Raw genomic sequence first — 17,267 nt, forward strand, 5'->3', positions numbered from 1 at the left:
ATTATTTTTTAGTAGCTCTTTCTAATCGATCGTTTATCGTTCTGCCTAAACCAACATCTGGAAATCGTTCTGCAATAATGAAGTCAAGATTTAGGCTGTCCAATCGGTGCATAGCGGCATACAATCCCGAAGCAGCTTCGGTTAAACTGCCCTTGGGTGATAGAATTTCTTCTGCTGTAATTCTTGGATCGTAAATCCCATTTTGGTATACTAACACCCCAATTTTTTGATTTGAAAAGGTTTCAAGCAACTCAAGGACATTTGCTGTTAAAAGGGTCGAAGTCAATGGCGCGTAATGCCTGGAAAGCATCCCAGGTGCTATAGGTGTAGTATCGTCATGGGTCATCATTTTAACAGTACCCACAATTGCTATCATATCTTCAATTGCAAGAGATCCCAATCGGTATACAACAGGCTCCCCGTTTTCAAATCCTATGATGGTGGATTCAATTCCCCTTTCGCATGCACCGCCATCTAAAACCATTGGTACAGTATCGTGGAAATAAGCGTTGACATGTTCCGCCTTTGTTGGACTAATAGAACCGAAAGGATTGGCACTTGGTGCGGCAAGCGGATAGCTTAATTGTTGTAAAAGAGCCAAAGTCAGCGGGTGATTCGGAACCCTCACGGCCACGGTATCTTTGCCACCTGTAACTAGATCCGGAATAGAACTTTGTTTTTTTAATACTAACGTTAAAGGCCCCGGCCAAAACGCAGCTGCCAGTTCCAATGCTTTTTCTGGGATGTCTCTTGCTACCAATGCCAAGTCCTGTAACGACTTAATATGAACGATTAAGGGATTGAAAGAAGGCCTTTGCTTAATCGTAAAAATACTTTGGATGGCTTTTTGGCTGTAAATATTTCCTGCCAAACCATAAACCGTTTCGGTAGGAATACCGATGATTTGGTCGTTATTTAAAAGCGCTACGGCATTGTAAATCGAATTACGTATTACAGGCATAATTTAAGGATTACAGGCATCACAATAACCGGGTTCTTCCGTTGTTTTTTGATGAGGATGCATTTTTTGCAAACTAAAAGTACACTTCCGGCAAGTGTAAATAAAACTCAGCGTAGAACGAGTGGGTGTTGAACACCAAGAGCAAGGCAAGCCAGACTCAACTGCTGTAATGCTAAAACCAGGCGTTTTACAACTGGGACATCCTGTTTTTATGGTTTCTAGTAATTTTTGTGCCGCTATCTTTATCACACCCATCCGGGTGGGGTTATGGAGGGCTCGCATATCGGTTTCGGCATAAACGCTCCCAAAAACACTACTTAAATGTTCAAAAGATTCTTCTAACTGACTGCGTGTAGTAATGCCTTTAATTATAGGAGTAAGATCCCCCTGCTTGGCTCTCAAAATTATTCCATGAGTCGGAAACTTAACCCTATCCGCAAAATCAAGAAGCATTTCTTTAGTATTGATTGTTGCTCCATAAAAATTAGTATTCAGACTGAGTTCTCTAACAACGATTTCTAAATTGTTTTTTTTATCTATAAAAAGTAAAAGTTCATCATCAGCCTGAGCAAAAAAAAGAGAGGGATGCGAACCAAAAGAACCTTCACTAGCAATCCCCAAATCACAGTTAAATTGCTCCATTGCCAATAAACATTTAGCTCTTACGGTTTCTAATGCACTATTTTTTCGTTCCACTTCTCCCGAAAAAGTTCCGAAAATATCCGAATCATAATTGTGAGGTACAAAACAGTGAACGCCCAAACCTTTTTCAAATATGGGAGCAATTACCTGCTCTTTGTGATGTTTCGTTGCAATTAGCAATTTCCTATCTTTAAACATTCACTTCTGTTTTTATTTTGGAAGTTAAAACGATTTGAATCACACTGTCAATTCTTAATACCAGATCCTTTGCCGAAGCTTCTTCAATCAGTTCTTTGATGTATTCAGAAGCATCTGTAAGGGCTTCAAGTCTGATTTTTGAATGTAGATTCTCTTGATTGTATCGTATCTGGCTGCTAAACACCTCCAAATTATGAAAATTAATTTTACTGTTTATCAAAGAAAAGAGGACTTTCCCTGCCTCGGAAGGTTCAAATTGACCTTCAATTAATTTAAATTGATATTCTTTTTTCATAGCTTTTTTTATAACAGATTAGATTTTTCATTCTTCATCAACATGTAGGTACTAAAAAAGATTCCTGTTCCTAATAAAATTGTACAAAACATGTTTGTATGATCCAGTATTGATAATAGTAGTCCACAAATTAGCCAAACCACAGCAAACAGCAAACTGATTTTTTTGTTCTTATTCTCTTTTTTCATACCTACTAATTTATTTCACACAAAGGTAAAACCGGATATTCATATATTTTTATTTATATTTGCAATGATATACATAAAAAATATTTATGAACTATACCTTGCATCAGCTACACGTGTTTTTAAAAATAACCCAAAATAACAGCGTTACAAAGGCGGCTATGGAACTGCATCTTTCACAACCCGCAGTATCGATTCAATTAAAAAATTTTCAAGACCAATTTGATGTTCCCCTAACAGAAGTTATTGGCAGAAAACTATACGTAACTGATTTTGGTAAAGAAATTTCGATAGCTGCCGAGAAGATATTAAATGAAGTGCATGCCATTAACTATAAAACAATGGCGTTTAAAGGACAACTTGCGGGGCGATTAAAAATTTCCGTAGTTTCCACAGGGAAATATGTCATTCCCTATTTTTTATCTGAATTTTTGAAACAACATCAGGGCGTTGAATTAATATTGGATGTGACCAATAAGACTAAAGTGTTGAAAAATCTAGAAAAAAACGAAGTCGATTTTTCCTTGGTTTCCGTTCTGCCAGAAACCCTGCAAATTGAAAAAGTAGAGCTTATGCCTAATTCCCTTTTTCTTGTTGCTAACATGGATCAAAAAATAGGGAATGGCATTCAAGATAAAAAAATCATAGAAACCTTACCGATGATTTATCGCGAGCAAGGATCAGGAACCAGATATGTCATGGAAAAATTTATAGAAAACAATCAATTGACGGTCCTAAAAAAAATGGTTCTTACTAGCAATGAAGCGGTAAAACAAGCGGTAATCGCTGGACTTGGATGTTCTATCATGCCATTAATCGGTATAAAAAACGAACTCCATAACGGTGACTTACAAATTATTGCGGTACACGGCCTGCCAATTCAATCCAACTGGAATTTAATATGGTTAAAAGGCAAGAAATTTTCACCAGTAGCCACTGCCTACTTAAAATTCGTTCAAGAAGAAAAAAACAGAATTATTGAACAAAAATTTAACTGGATTAAATAATAATAAAGGTAACAATTAAGTACCAAACGGTCGCTTTGAACAAAAACAATCGAATACAATTTGGCACTTCAAAATAGAAAGCATCCCCTGCTAAAAAACAATATCGCTATTGATTTAAAAGGCCTGCCTCTTCTTTTTTCTCTTTGTTTAACAAGTTAGGATCTTCTTTGGCCAATTTGTTTTTGGTTGGAATTTTATAATTTACGCTAAACCCAAAACGACGCGTATCATTTTTATTCGCCAATAACAAAGGTGTATCGTAGGAGCTGAACAAAAATCGATTGGAATTGAGGACATCATCCGCACTTATCGAAACCGACAATTGATCCTTGAAGAATTTTTTAGAAAATGTTAAGTCTAAGGTATTATTAAAGGGTTTCTCAGCAATAAAATAAAAATAATTTCCCTTAGGCACGATGTAATTAAAATTAGCAACAAACTTGATGCCTTTTGGCAACAGAATTTGAGACATCAAATTGAACATCCAAAAACCATGAGTCGTAATTCCCGGGATCTGATGAAACTGATACGCCGTATACACATATAAAAAGTTCATGGTATCCGGATTAACATCCATCTTCAACGTTTCTTTGAGCCCCTTTGTAAACAACATATACGGAATAGGCAAACCGACATTAAAATTGTGAATTTTAATGTTTGGAACGTTTACACTAGTATTCACAACGACATTGTCTGTAAGCAACACTCTGTTGATTACTTGATTCTGAGCAGAACTCACATTATACCCGATAAAAGCGTAATCAAAAGCACTCAATTTGGCTTCATAATTGTCAAAAATCGTAGGTTGCAAATTAGGATTTCCAGAATAATCTACATTTGGATTTTGGTAATTCGTGTTGTTTGGATTTAAAGCGGAAGTGCTTGGCAAACTAATTTTCTTATTGTAATTGACATTAAAATAAACCGAATTACTAAAATTATATTGGGCGCTTGCATTTGGAAAAAAACGGAATTGTTGGAATGGAATCAACTCGGCTGTATTGGTTTTTCCAGTAATATTATAATCCTCAGCTCTTCCACCCAAAATAAAATTAAACTTATCAAATTTAGATTGTAGTTCACCATAAGCAGCTGCCGTTTTACGCTGATAATCCAAATTGACAATTTCCATGTTTTGGGTTTCAAAAAGAAGTGCTTCATACAAACCTCCAAAACTTATTTTCCCTTCATCAGAAAATGCAATGGGTTGGGAATAATCAAATTTGGCGTTATACAATCGTTGTGTTGAGGCATTATCTAATAGTACCACATTCTCTTTTCTAGAATTCAGTGCAAAATCATTCTGATTGCTGTTATAATTGAATCTGAAATCTAATTTTTTGGCTTTATCCTCAAACTTCTTTTGGAAAGTAATAACAAAATCCTGACGCAAAGCATCCGTGTAGGAATCATCATTTGTGCTGAATCCAGGTCCATTTCCTATTGTATTACTATTGTTGTTACTGTAGTTTACATCATAATTAAATAATAAGCGATCGTTCCCTATATCGAAAGTCAGCGCTGATTTCGCAAAATTAGTGCGCCCGATACGAGCTGCAGATGTAGCCGAAAGCAATGAGGTTGCATTGTTTTCTTTTTTTGTCAATGATGTCCACACCGCCGTTTCTCTATAATTTTGTCCTACATTCAATTGCCATCCAAAATATTTATTCTTAGCACTCAACAACAAACTATTATTGACTCTCCACCGCAAATAGTCGTAACTCGTAAAATTAGTACTATTGGTATAGGTCGCACTTAAATAATTCTTGGCATTTTTATTGGTAATGATATTCATAATCGCACCACCCGAAGTAGCTGGAAACTCCGCCCCTGGCTGTGTTATGATTTCAATTTTTTCAATAGCGTTGGCAGGCATTCCCTCCAGAAAAGAATTCAACTCATTTGAGGTAATATTCAATGGTCTTCCGTCCATAAAAACATCTAATTGTTTGCCTTGATACAGCATTCCCGCAACATCCGAAGCGATAAGACCGGGTAGTTTTTTAATCCCTTCCAATACAGAACCAGAATTTAGACTGGGCTGACTGGAAAAATCAAATATGGTTCTATCCGCTTTTTGCTCTATTGCTTTTTTAGTTTTCACTATTGCAACTTCATTCAATTCCACTGCTTTTCCAGGCGCATCTTGAGCTGTGAGGGTAAATACAGCCCCTAGAAAAAATATACTAAGTAAATAATTCTTTTTCATTGTTTGAATATGTAATACCCATTTAGTAGTCCTATAAAACAAAACGTTACTCAAAATCAAAAAAAAAATTATACGTTGCTCTAATTAGCAACCTTTGAAGCCCTATTTCTATAAAGAATAACGACCTTTGAGAATCATTACAATTCCAAAACACAAGCAAATATGACTTTACACATAGAAACTCCGGCCCTACTTTTTGGTGCGACCTCTTTGATTTTATTAGCATACACCAATCGATTTTTGACTATTGCTACAATTGTAAGGGGATTAAAAAAAACCTATACCGAAAAACACAATGATATCATTTTATTAGAAATCAAAAATCTCAATTTGCGCTTGACATTGATTCGAAATATGCAAATGGCAGGTGTTTTGAGTCTGTTTTTATCCGTTTTTGCAATGCTCCTTTTATTCTTGGAACAGCAAACGGTTGGAATCTATCTCTTTGGGTTGAGTTTATTAGGATTATTGATTTCCTTGGCGTTATCTTTTTGGGAAATTAGTATATCCGTAAATGCACTGCGCCTACATTTAAGTGATTTAATAAATACAAAAGTGAAATAAAAATCGCTTTCATCTTAGTAATCTAATAATGAAATTTATAATTCCTTCATTTCTAAGCGAAATAAAAACACAATTTAGGTCTAAAATATTAACACCTAGTTTATAACTCATTACTAGGAACTAAACCCTATCTTTGCCCGCTTTTTAAAATCGAAAAAAATGACAAAGAACAATGTATTAAAAGGAGTTTTCTTAGTAGGACTGGGCGCAACAAGTTATGGTATGCTGGCTACTTTTGTAAAAATAGCGTACGGCGAAGGCTTCACCACTCCCGAAGTTACGATTGCACAATTTGTATATGGAATCACAGGAATGCTTTTTATTAATCTGTTTCAAAAAATTAAAAAAGGAAATGACGTTATAAAAGCATCTAAGAAAAATATTTCTCAATTAATGCTTGCTGGAACTTCTCTGGGGATGACCAGTATTTTTTATTATTTAGCCGTAAAATATATTCCGGTTTCCATTGCTATTGTTCTATTGATGCAAACCGTTTGGATGGGTGTTTTATTCGAAATGATTTTAGAAAAAAAGAGACCTTCCACACAAAAAATAATCGCTGTCGTTATTGTATTAATCGGAACTGCACTTGCCACAAATCTTATCCAAAGCAAAATTGAAATAGACTGGCGTGGGATTGTTTTAGGGCTTTTGGCAGCAACTTCCTTTACTACTACAATGTTTACCGCAAATCGTGTGGCTACACATATTTCCTCTGCACAACGCAGTTTATACATGCTATTGGGTGGTGCTGTAATCGTGACCGGATTTGCAATAGCAACACAAACAGCTCCTTTAAATTTTGAAATTTTCATGAAATGGGGAATAATATTAGCTCTTTTTGGGACTATAATTCCACCTTTATTGTTCAATGCTGGTTTCCCACTTACAGGAATTGGTTTAGGTAGTATCGTATCCGCTTTAGAGCTTCCGGTATCAGTCCTAATGGCGTATTTTCTTTTGAATGAAAAAGTGAGTTTAATTCAATGGATTGGAATAATTTTAATCATCTTGGCAATTGTAATCATGAATGTTAGCCTAAAAAAAAGAGCCTAATTGCTATTTCAATACAATTGCTCAAATTTCATTAAAATTTTTATAAATTCGTCATAAATAACTTTATTATGAATTTACCTTGGCATTTGTATGTGATGGCTTTCATTTACTTTTTAGCAGGATTAAACCATTTCAGAAACCCGAGATTGTATTTGAAAATTATTCCGCCGTATTTCCCGAATCCAAAATTATTAAATTACTTAAGTGGAATAGCCGAAATACTTTTGTCCGCAGCACTTTGTATTACGTTACTTTCTACCTATGCTGCTTGGGGAGTTATAACCCTATTAATTGCTATTTTTCCAACCCACTTGTACATGTATTTGGATAAAAAAGCAAGAATGGGTTTGCCAAAATGGGCTTTGTTTTTACGAATGCCGTTACAATTATTTCTAATTTTCTGGGCTTACCAATATACTTAATCTTTTGAAATCACTATTCGACTCCACATCTGAACCATTAGTTCTCCTCTTACCTGACGCTGAAATCATTTATTACCCACAATTTTTTGACAAACCGACAGCAGATATAATTTTTGCTGAACTTGAAAAAGAGGTTCCGTGGCAACAAGATGAAATTCGGGTATACGGAAAAACTTACCCACAACCTCGTTTAACTGCTTTATTTGGAAATGAAGGAAAACCCTATTCGTATTCTAATATCATCATGCAACCGCATCCTTGGAATGTACTTTTGCAGAAACTAAAATCACAAGTCGAAAAGGTTGCTGACACAAATTTTACTTCAGTACTACTGAATTATTATCGAGACGGCAAAGACAGTAATGGATGGCATGCTGACAATGAAAAAGAATTAGGAATAAATCCTGTAATTGCATCGTTGAGTTTTGGTGCAGAACGAACTTTTCAGCTGAAACACAATTCCGAAAAAGAACTAAAGAAAAATATCGTTCTTGAACACGGCAGTTTAATCATCATGAAAGGAACAACACAGCATTTCTGGAAACATCAGATTCCAAAAACTACAAAACCTATTGCCCCTCGAATAAATCTTACTTTCCGAGTAATCAAATAAGTATTTCAGAAAAAAATATTAAATTTGAAATAAATACCTGAATTATGAATGACATTATTACTTATTTTTCTACTATTTCATCAGGCCATCGAAGCTTAATTCTTGTGGGTGGCATCACTTTTTTTTGGCTGATCGAAAATGCTTTTCCGCTTTTTAACTTCTCCTATAAAAAATGGCATCATGCCGGGATTAATATCTTCATGACATTTACCACTATCCTAGTCAATTTTTGTTTGGCTTTTATTTTATTAAAAACAGCTGATTGGACAATTGCCCATAATTTTGGAATTTTACAATGGCTACCTCAAATGTCGGTATGGCTTTATGCATTTGTTGGATTGCTTTTACTGGATCTAATTGGTGCGTATCTGGTGCATCTGGTAGAACATAAAACCAAAATTTTATGGCGTTTTCATTTGATACATCATACCGATACTTGGATTGATACGACAACAGCAAACCGACATCATCCTGGCGAAAGTGTTATCCGGTTTACATTTACTGCCCTTGGAGTTTTAATCATAGGAAGTCCCATGTGGATGGTTTTTCTCTACCAAACGTTATCCGTAGTGGCAACGCAATTCAATCATGCTAACATATCGCTTCCAAAAAAATTAGATACTATTTTAAGTTATTTTATTGTATCCCCGGACATGCATAAAGTACACCATCATCATGTTCTGCCGTACACGGATAGTAATTATGGTAATATATTTTCGATTTGGGACCGTTTATTTGGTACTTTTAGGACTCTTTCAAAAGAAGAAATCATTTATGGTATCGATACTCATCCGAGGCCCGAAGAACATAATGAATTGAAAAATTTATTAAAAATACCCTTTCAAAAACAACCATTGAAAGAAAATAAGTAAAAAGTATAAAAAAAATGACCATTTGAGAAAATCTAATTATTTTTTTTCTTAATATTGGTACAAATTAGAAATGTAATTTATTAATCATTAACAACTTATTTGAATTAATTTTCACGTGATGAAAAAGAGTAACCGAAAAGAATTGAACTGGGAGCAAACAGAAAAACTTGTTACAATGGCTTTAGAAGAAAAAAATCCTTTTGAAATCATAAAAAAAGAATTTGGTCTGGCTGAAAAAGAGATTCTTGAGATCATGAAAAAGAAGATGCCGGCAGAAAAATTTGAAATGTGGAAAAAGAAAGCTACCGCAAATAAACCAAAACCAAAACCTATTAAAGTCGATGATTTTGACGAAGATTTAGATGGTAAATATTATATAAAAAATAAATTAGATTAAAATAAAACTCCTGATATTCGGGAGTTTTTTGTTTTAAAACAGCGGTCTCAAAAAATGTAATTATGGTTTCAGTAACATCAAACGAAAATGAATTTATTTTTGACATCCTTGGAAGTCATAAATTTTGGGCTTTTGAAAATAAGATTCGAGTACCGAAAGATAAAATCATTCGGGCGTATCAAAGCAACGATGAATTTACTTTTTGGATTGGTTGGAAAATGCCAGGTACCCAATTACCATGGATTATTACTGCTGGAACTTACATTAGGAAGGGAAAACGCAACTTTTGGGATGTTTGCAATAAAAAAAATGCAATTATAGTCGAACTCAAAGAGTCCTATTATACTAAACTAATTATCGAAGTTGAAAATCCAGAAAAGACAATCAACAAATTAAATGCGAAATAAAATGAAAAAATCACTATTCTTACTCCTGACATTGTTTTCGATACTCTGTTATTCACAAACCCAAATAGCAATTAAATCTTTTAATAAAGAAGAAGTTACTATAAATTCATTGATAAAAGGGTCGTTGTATTCTCCTTTAAAACAAAACAAAAAGACAAATCTTGTTATTCTCGTTGCAGGTTCAGGACCTACAGACAGAGACGGCAATCAAAAAGGACTAATCAACAATTCATTGAAATACTTATCAGAAGAATTAACTAAAAATGATATTGCGGTTTTTAGCTATGATAAAAGAATCCTTGAACAAATGAAGAGTGGAACGGTAAATGAAATAACGCTTACTTTTGATAATTTCATCACCGACGCGACAACCGCTTTATTGTTTTTTAAAAATCAAAAGAAATACAACAAAATAATAATTGCAGGACATAGCGAAGGTTCTCTAATAGGAATGATTGCGGCAAATGGTAAAGCGGATGCTTTTATTTCATTGGCTGGAGCCGGAAGAACTATTGATGACGTTATTGTAGAACAAATAACAAAACAAGCCCCTTCTTTAAAAGAGGAAGTGGAAAATAATTTTGTCATTCTTAAAACCGGAAAAACTTTCGAACTAAAAAACCCAATGTTAGCCTCTGTTTTTAGAAAAAGCGTGCAGCCCTATATGATTTCTTGGATAAAATACAATCCACAATTAGAAATTACAAAACTAAAAATCCCAGTTTTAATTATAAACGGAACCAAAGACCTACAAGTCTCTGAAGAAGATGCTGCATTATTAAAAAAAGCAAAACCAGAGTCCGAACTTGTTTTAATTGAAAATATGAATCATGTTTTTAAAGAAATCAAAGGAGACAACACAGAAAACAGAAACTCTTACAGTAATTCTGATCTCCCAATATCGAAAGGGTTACCGAACTCCATAATAACCTTTGTAAAATCACTGTAAGATGTAACAATTATAGTGTTGAAGGGACTAATAACTAAAAATAAAATCACAAAAAATGAAAAGAATAATTTTTGCATTAGCATTTGCTTCAGCTATTTGGAGCTGTCAAACTGCTACTACGGCGACTAAAACCTCAAAATCTGTTTCTGATGTTGTACAAGTGGGAATCAATTTAATCGACATTAAAGATGACAAAGTAATGGTCAGCATTACAGCACCAAAAATTATCTTAGAAGAAGTAACTTATAGTGTTCCTAAAATTGTTCCAGGAACGTATTCTATTGATGATTATGGAAAATATATTGAAGATTTTAAGGCATTTGACAGTAAAGGAAATATTCTTGCTACTGCAAAAACAGATGAAAACACTTGGACAATCAAGAATGCAAAAACGTTAGTAAAGATCACCTATTTAGTAAACGACACCTTTGATACTGAAAAAGGGGGCGGCTTTGGTAACAATGACATTTTTTCCCCAGCGGGAACAAATATAGAGGTTGGTAAAAACTTTATGCTCAACATGCATGGTTTTGTAGGGTATTTTCAAGATAAAAAAGACCTTCCATACCAGGTAAGTATAGCACATCCTGAAATGCTTTGGGGGGCTACTTCTATGACGGATCAAGATCCTAGCACAACTAATGATGTGTTCCATACAGCACGTTATGCTGAGTTAGTAGAGAATCCAATTATGTATGCAAAACCAGACTACACAACTTTTACTGTTGATGGCATGGAAATCTTAATTGGGGTTTATTCTCCAACTGGAAAAGTAACTGCAGAAAGCATCACTCCAGAAATGAAAACAATGATGACTGCGCAAAAAACCTTTCTAGGGAAAATTAATGCTACAAAAAAATACACAGTATTATTGTATTTATCAAGCATGAAAGACACTGATGCTAAAGGATTTGGAGCGTTGGAACACCCTACAGCTACAACGGTAGTTTTACCTGAAATGATGCCAAAAGAAGAATTGGTAAAATCAATGAAAGATGTTGTATCTCATGAATTCTTCCATATTGTGACCCCATTATCCATTCATTCTAAAGAGATTCACTATTTTGATTACAACACTCCTAAAATGTCGGAACATTTATGGATGTATGAAGGCGTAACAGAATATTTTGCTAATCTCTTCCAAATAAACCAAGGCTTAATTACTGAAGAGGAATTTTACACTCGTATAGCAGAAAAAATTACACATGCCAATGCTATGAATGACACTATGCCTTTTACTACAATGAGTGCCAATGTATTAACAGAACCTTACAAAACACAATATTTAAACGTTTATGAAAAAGGTGCCCTAATAGGAATGTGTCTGGACATCATTATTAGAGAAAAAAGCAACGGTCAAAAAGGAATTTTGGATTTGATGCAAAAATTATCTAACGAGTATGGCGCATCTAAACCCTTTAATGACAATGAGCTATTCGCAAAAATAACATCATTAACTTATCCAGAAGTTGGAACTTTTTTAACTACTTATGTATCGGGTACTACACCTATTCCCTACGGAAATTATTTAGCTAAAGTTGGTGTTACTCAATCAATGCAAAAAGCACCTGCAAATGTTTTCTTAAAGGGGCAATCACCCTACATTACTGTTAACCAACAAACAAAAGAAATCATCGTGATTCCAAACATGGAATTGAATGTTTTTTATAGCAATTTAGGTTTAAAAGGAGGAGACATTTTACTATCCTTTAATGACAAACCGTATTCATTAGACAATATTTATGAAATGATTACTGAAAGTCAAAAATGGAAAGAAAACGAAGCTATCACAATTAAAATAAAACGTGACGGTAAGGAACAAGTAATAAAAGGAAAAATAAAACTTCCTTATGAAGAAAAAGAAGGACTTAAGGCCACTGATACAACAAAAAAAGTTTTAAAAGAAGCTTGGCTCAAAGCATAAGTTAAAAAATTAATTCATTAAATCCCAATTTAGAAATAGATTGGGATTTTTTTTGTAAAATTTGGCCTCGACACCAAAATATTACCAACAATTTTCTTTATTTTGCGCCAAAATAGAAATACAAATAAAATAGCCATCATTCAAAAAAAATCATAACGGAATGGCGAAACCATATTCCAAAAAAAATTAACCCCACATGAAAAAATCAATTATTACCTTCGTTACACTCCTATTAATAGTGTCTTGCAACAAGAATAAATCCGAAACTAATTTACATATTACTGGAAATATAAAAGGATTAAAAAAAGGGACCTTGTACATTCAAAGGATTGTTGATACTACACTAGTGGCTATCGACACTATTATCATTGATGGAAGTTCTTCTTTTCAGAGCGATCTTACTCTTCAATCGCCAGAGATGCTCTATTTGTTCTTGGATAGAGGCGTTAGCAATTCATTAGACAATAATCTATCCTTTTTTGCTGAACCTGGAGCTATAACTATTGAAACTAGTTTAGACCGGTATTTATCTGATGCAAAAATCACAGGTTCAGAAAATCAAAAAATATTTGAAGAATATAAAAAAATCAACACCCGTTTCACTGATGAAAATTTGACCTTAATTGAAAAAAAATTCAATGCAATAAAAAGTCAAAACACAAAAGCAGTTGATAGCCTCAGTGCAAAACAAGATTCTAATATCAAACGAAAATATTTATTTGCTACTAATTTTGCGTTAAACAACAGAAACTTTGAAGTGGCACCGTACATTGCCTTATCAGACATCTATGATATTAATATCAAATATTTAGATACGATTCAAAAATCAATGTCACCCAAAGTAGCAAAGTCTCATTATGGCAAGAAATTAACAGAATATGTTACCAGCATTAAGAACCAAAAATAAACAGCTTTGAAAGCTGCATTTTAATCTTACAATTACAAAAAAAATCATCTTGCTATATAGCAAGATGATTTTTTTTGTCAAAAAGTATAGAATCCTGAAGCTAAACTAAACCTCAACATTTCATTTATAAAACCCGTTTAAGCATTGTTAAAAGCGATCCCTGTCACTATCATACCTACAAACATCAAGAGATAGAGCGAAAAAATAACTAATGTCATAATTCCAATATATTTATAATGTGATTTTAGATATTCTAAAGAAGTAGTCAATGTTTCGGAATCGTTATTCTTGAACGCCATTTTAGCATTTGATGCAAATTTATTTAAATAATACACTGGGAAAAAATAAAGCACCGCAATTAAAAAATACACAAAAGCCATTACTATACCAAAAGATGATCCCATTGCTCCCATAGCAGGATTTATCTTGCCCATAGCAGAGAATAAGGTCCCAGCAAATAAAGCGGCAAAAATTATAAAACCAATTCCGATGTAACCAAGGATAGATAAAAAATAAGCCCATTTGGCTGTCTCCTTCAAAAAATATTTAGCAGACTCACTTAATCTCATCTCGAAATTTTCAATACCTGAATGTTCTTCCATAATTTAGTTATTTTAGATTAGTTTCCAAATTTAACAAAAAAATTATGACATGTAATTAAAACATGTTTCAATTTTGAAGGTATTAAAAACAAAAAACCACCTAACAAAAGTTAGATGGTTTTATTAAGAGCCGGCGGAGGGACTCGAACCCACGACCTGCTGATTACAAATCAGCTGCTCTAGCCAACTGAGCTACGCTGGCGACTCATTACGGGTGCAAATATAAGTCTGAATTTCTATTTTCCAAAACAAATTCAAACTTTTTTTGCGTTTTTTTTGACTACAATTCGTTGATTTTAGCAATCAATTGATTAGCAGTTTGTTCCAATTCAACATTAATTTGTTTGAAGTGTGCTTTTTTATCCTCTACCTTTTTAGCGTTCACTTTTGTGATCAAAGCGTCAAAAGCAGCGATAGCTTCGTCGATTAAAGCGTTAGTTTCTGTTGTAGGTTTTCCTGTAGTAGAAATTTCGAACAAGTAAACTGCTTCAATAATATCTCCTAAAACGTAGTTGATGTCTTTTTTTAAATTCTTAACGTTAGCCATTTTTATTATTTTAAAATTTGAATTTTAATTTGCGTCTGCAAAAGTACACATAATCTTTCTATTACCGACTATGAAATGTAAATTTCTAAAATTGAAGCTTTTCCATTGAGAATGAATACATTCATACCAACAAGAATCAAAACCACATCTCTCTTTATATTGTAAAGCTTTACGTTCTTGCATTCTATTTAAAAAATTTCCCAAACACTAATAAAAACTGTAGAATTTTATAGATTAAGAAACTAAAATTTCAATAGTAATCGAAATAAAAGAGTTGTAGTGTGCATTGAACCCACTTTATAAGAATCTATTGCATTAAACTAAAACGAACAACGCATTTGCTAAACTAAGATTACAATGGATAATTAAGATATCATTTAAGATACTAATTTTTTGATGGCTTGTAAAGCTACAGGAATATGCTTTGTGGCCAGCATACTGTCAAAAATCATTTGCACAACTCCTTTCTTATCTGTAATATACGTTACCCTACCTGGTAATAGACCAAACATTCCCGATGGAACACCAAAAAGTCTTTTGATTTTTTTATCAGCATCTGACAAAAGAATAAAGGGCAGTTTGAATTGTGAACTGAATTGTTCATGTGAAGCAACACTATCACTACTTATACCAATAACTTCAGCGCCCAAATCCTTAAAATCTTCATATTGATCTCTAAAACTACAGGCTTGCGCAGTACAACCCGGAGTGTTATCTTTTGGATAAAAATAAATAACAAGGGGTTTGTGACCCACAATATTTTTACTGTCAAAATTATTCCCATTACTGTCTTTTGCAATAAAATCAGGAATTGTATCTCCTACTCTTAGTACCATTATTGTCCTTTATAGGTTACAAAATTTCGAGGTGTTTCGTAAAGAACTACTTCTAATTCAAATTCTGGCTTTATTCTTTTTCTAATTTTATTCCAAATAACAACCACAATATTTTCAGCTGTTGGATTCAAATCCTGAAATTCTGGAACGTCAAGATTTAAGTTTTTATGGTCAAACTGATTCTCAACATCTTCTTTAATAATGTCACTCAGGAATTTAACATCCATGACATAACCGGTTTCTGGATCAATTGCTCCAGTAACACTGACGATTAATTCATAATTATGGCCGTGGAAATTAGGATTATTACACTTCCCAAAAATCGCATCATTTTGTTCGAAAGTCCAATCCTTCCTGTATAATCTATGTGCCGCATTAAAATGGGCTTTTCGTGAAATAGTAACTTTCATAAAAAATAATGATTTAGATCTTTAATTTAGCGCTTCTTGTATTTAATGGACTCGTATGTTCTTCAAGGAAATGATAAAATTCATCAAAAATTATCTTAAACCATACCGTATAAAATTCTGGATGAAGTTCCATATCCACTTTTACATCCTCAATTTTCATCCATTTCCAGGCTTCAACTTCTTCTGGGTTAATAACTGGAACCTCATTATAATAACCAATCATCACATGATCGAGCTCATGTTCTGTTAAACCATTGTCAAAAGGAGCTTTGTATATAAAGTGAAAAAGTTCTTTTAATTCTGTTTCAAAGCCCATTTCTTCAAACAACCTTCGACTCCCTGCCTGAATGTTCGTTTCACCTTCCCGCTGGTGACTGCAACAAGTATTCGTCCACAACAAAGGAGAGTGGTATTTTTGACTTGCCCGCTGTTGTAACATGATTTCGTTTTCATTGTTTAAAACAAAAACCGAGAAAGCACGATGTAAGACCGCTTTTTCATGCGCTTCAAGCTTAGGCATTAATCCTATTTGCTCATCTTTCTCATTAACTAATATTACGTTTTCTTCTAACATATAAATATATTTCAGGTCAAAAATACAAAAAAGATACTTAAGGACGGGGGCTTTAACGTTCTGTTTCGATTTGTTGAACTGGAATTATTTTACCATTATCTCAATAAAATTAGCACTATACTTTCAATGTTTCTTTTGTATTTTTATAAAAATTATAAATAACGCAATGAACACTATAATCCTCCGAAAAGCAAATGTTACCGATTTAGAAAAACTTCTTGAATTTGAACAAGGGATTATTACTGCTGAACGGCCTTTTGATCCTACTCTAAAAGAAGGTGAAATTCATTATTACGACATTGAGAAAATGATTTCAGCACCGCATATAAAAGTAGTAGTAGCCGAGATAAATGGCAAGCTTATTGGTTCTGGGTATGCCCGTATTGAGGTAGCAAAACCCTATTTGAATCATGCCACTTATGCCTATCTAGGATTTATGTACACCGATCCTAATCACAGAGGAAAAGGAGTAAACAATTCAATTATCACGTCGCTGAAAGAATGGTGCAACCTACAGAACGTGTTTGAACTAAGGCTGGATGTTTATAGTGAAAACCTTTCTGCAATTAAAGCCTATGAGAAAGCAGGATTCAAAAAACATCTTGTAAACATGCGAATGATTTTATAATTATAAGGTTTTGTTAATAGCAAATCCAAATGAATCTTTTAATCGTAAATTATAACAAG

Annotated in this window: 21 protein-coding genes and 1 tRNA gene; 12 read left to right on the forward strand and 10 right to left on the reverse strand. The window is 33.6% G+C overall.

The annotated features are described in order from the left end of the window. Position 1: 1 nt before the first annotated feature. The 3 genes from ACNQF9_RS00865 to ACNQF9_RS00875 are packed head-to-tail and all read right to left on the reverse strand — an operon-like array spanning position 2 to position 2,096. Entirely contained in the window at positions 2-961 is a 960-nt protein-coding gene (locus tag ACNQF9_RS00865; RefSeq protein ID WP_417989436.1) for an L-threonylcarbamoyladenylate synthase, read from the reverse strand. A 3-nt stretch (positions 962-964) separates the two neighbouring features. After that, a complete protein-coding gene (locus ACNQF9_RS00870) occupies positions 965-1,801 on the reverse strand; it encodes a DUF6671 family protein (protein WP_417958376.1) in 837 nt (278 codons plus the stop codon). After that, the gene (locus ACNQF9_RS00875; protein ID WP_417958378.1) at positions 1,794-2,096 is read right to left on the reverse strand and encodes a hypothetical protein; all 303 of its coding nucleotides are present in this window, start codon (positions 2,094-2,096) and stop codon (positions 1,794-1,796) included. The genes ACNQF9_RS00870 and ACNQF9_RS00875 overlap by 8 nt, the downstream gene beginning before the upstream one ends. Before the next feature lie 274 nt (positions 2,097-2,370). Between ACNQF9_RS00875 and ACNQF9_RS00880 the strand changes: the two genes are divergently transcribed. Continuing rightward, a complete protein-coding gene (locus tag ACNQF9_RS00880; protein ID WP_417958380.1) occupies positions 2,371-3,288 on the forward strand; it encodes a LysR family transcriptional regulator in 918 nt (305 codons plus the stop codon). A gap of 106 nt (positions 3,289-3,394) precedes the next feature. Here the strand turns inward: ACNQF9_RS00880 and ACNQF9_RS00885 are convergent, their stop codons facing one another. Continuing rightward, entirely contained in the window at positions 3,395-5,500 is a 2,106-nt protein-coding gene (locus ACNQF9_RS00885; RefSeq protein ID WP_417989437.1) for a TonB-dependent receptor domain-containing protein, read from the reverse strand. A gap of 162 nt (positions 5,501-5,662) precedes the next feature. Between ACNQF9_RS00885 and ACNQF9_RS00890 the strand changes: the two genes are divergently transcribed. The 10 genes from ACNQF9_RS00890 (at position 5,663) to ACNQF9_RS00935 (ending at position 13,611) form a co-directional block, all read left to right on the forward strand. After that, complete coding sequence (locus ACNQF9_RS00890; RefSeq protein ID WP_417958383.1) at positions 5,663-6,064, forward strand: DUF2721 domain-containing protein; 402 nt, start codon at positions 5,663-5,665, stop codon at positions 6,062-6,064. Positions 6,065-6,223: 159 nt separating this feature from the next. Continuing rightward, positions 6,224-7,120 (forward strand): DMT family transporter, encoded by an 897-nt coding sequence (locus tag ACNQF9_RS00895; protein ID WP_417989438.1) that lies wholly within the window; start codon positions 6,224-6,226, stop codon positions 7,118-7,120. Between the two features lie 68 nt (positions 7,121-7,188). Next, positions 7,189-7,542, forward strand: coding sequence for a DoxX family protein (locus ACNQF9_RS00900; RefSeq protein ID WP_417989439.1), 354 nt, complete (start codon positions 7,189-7,191; stop codon positions 7,540-7,542). Positions 7,543-7,546: 4 nt separating this feature from the next. Further along, positions 7,547-8,155 (forward strand): alpha-ketoglutarate-dependent dioxygenase AlkB family protein, encoded by a 609-nt coding sequence (locus ACNQF9_RS00905; RefSeq protein ID WP_417958388.1) that lies wholly within the window; start codon positions 7,547-7,549, stop codon positions 8,153-8,155. 44 nt (positions 8,156-8,199) lie between these two features. Beyond that, positions 8,200-9,027 carry a sterol desaturase family protein gene (locus tag ACNQF9_RS00910; RefSeq protein ID WP_417958389.1) on the forward strand — a complete coding sequence of 276 codons (828 nt, stop codon included), beginning with the start codon at positions 8,200-8,202 and terminating at the stop codon, positions 9,025-9,027. Between the two features lie 118 nt (positions 9,028-9,145). Continuing rightward, positions 9,146-9,424, forward strand: coding sequence for a DUF2805 domain-containing protein (locus tag ACNQF9_RS00915; RefSeq protein ID WP_126462107.1), 279 nt, complete (start codon positions 9,146-9,148; stop codon positions 9,422-9,424). A 62-nt stretch (positions 9,425-9,486) separates the two neighbouring features. Then, positions 9,487-9,831: a hypothetical protein gene (locus ACNQF9_RS00920; protein ID WP_417958392.1), complete on the forward strand. Its 345-nt coding sequence runs from the start codon at positions 9,487-9,489 to the stop codon at positions 9,829-9,831. Between the two features lies 1 nt (position 9,832). After that, complete coding sequence (locus tag ACNQF9_RS00925) at positions 9,833-10,780, forward strand: alpha/beta hydrolase (protein WP_417989440.1); 948 nt, start codon at positions 9,833-9,835, stop codon at positions 10,778-10,780. Between the two features lie 55 nt (positions 10,781-10,835). Further along, on the forward strand, positions 10,836-12,704 hold the full coding sequence (locus ACNQF9_RS00930; RefSeq protein ID WP_417989441.1) for a M61 family metallopeptidase: 1,869 nt from the start codon (positions 10,836-10,838) through the stop codon (positions 12,702-12,704). A 196-nt stretch (positions 12,705-12,900) separates the two neighbouring features. Beyond that, complete coding sequence (locus tag ACNQF9_RS00935; RefSeq protein ID WP_417958395.1) at positions 12,901-13,611, forward strand: DUF4369 domain-containing protein; 711 nt, start codon at positions 12,901-12,903, stop codon at positions 13,609-13,611. A 137-nt stretch (positions 13,612-13,748) separates the two neighbouring features. Here the strand turns inward: ACNQF9_RS00935 and ACNQF9_RS00940 are convergent, their stop codons facing one another. The 6 genes from ACNQF9_RS00940 to idi form a co-directional block, all read right to left on the reverse strand. Then, on the reverse strand, positions 13,749-14,213 hold the full coding sequence (locus tag ACNQF9_RS00940) for a hypothetical protein (RefSeq protein WP_417989442.1): 465 nt from the start codon (positions 14,211-14,213) through the stop codon (positions 13,749-13,751). Between the two features lie 128 nt (positions 14,214-14,341). After that, a tRNA-Thr gene (locus ACNQF9_RS00945) sits at positions 14,342-14,415 on the reverse strand. Positions 14,416-14,493: 78 nt separating this feature from the next. Next, positions 14,494-14,760, reverse strand: a complete 267-nt coding sequence (locus ACNQF9_RS00950) for a hypothetical protein (RefSeq protein WP_073209770.1) — start codon at positions 14,758-14,760, stop codon at positions 14,494-14,496. Positions 14,761-15,137: 377 nt separating this feature from the next. Beyond that, complete coding sequence (locus ACNQF9_RS00955; protein ID WP_417958397.1) at positions 15,138-15,596, reverse strand: peroxiredoxin; 459 nt, start codon at positions 15,594-15,596, stop codon at positions 15,138-15,140. Beyond that, the gene (locus ACNQF9_RS00960) at positions 15,596-16,006 is read right to left on the reverse strand and encodes a 6-pyruvoyl trahydropterin synthase family protein (RefSeq protein ID WP_417958398.1); all 411 of its coding nucleotides are present in this window, start codon (positions 16,004-16,006) and stop codon (positions 15,596-15,598) included. The genes ACNQF9_RS00955 and ACNQF9_RS00960 overlap by 1 nt, the downstream gene beginning before the upstream one ends. Positions 16,007-16,019: 13 nt before the next feature. Beyond that, positions 16,020-16,580 carry an isopentenyl-diphosphate Delta-isomerase gene (idi, locus tag ACNQF9_RS00965; RefSeq protein ID WP_417989443.1) on the reverse strand — a complete coding sequence of 187 codons (561 nt, stop codon included), beginning with the start codon at positions 16,578-16,580 and terminating at the stop codon, positions 16,020-16,022. Positions 16,581-16,746: 166 nt separating this feature from the next. Here idi and ACNQF9_RS00970 point away from each other — a divergent pair, with 166 nt between their 5' ends. Beyond that, positions 16,747-17,208, forward strand: coding sequence for a GNAT family N-acetyltransferase (locus ACNQF9_RS00970; protein WP_417989444.1), 462 nt, complete (start codon positions 16,747-16,749; stop codon positions 17,206-17,208). The last annotated feature ends 59 nt before the right edge of the window (positions 17,209-17,267 follow it).

The sequence above is a fragment of the Flavobacterium amylolyticum genome, assembly GCF_048284335.1.
In the GTDB taxonomy this organism is placed as follows: Bacteria; Bacteroidota; Bacteroidia; order Flavobacteriales; family Flavobacteriaceae; genus Flavobacterium.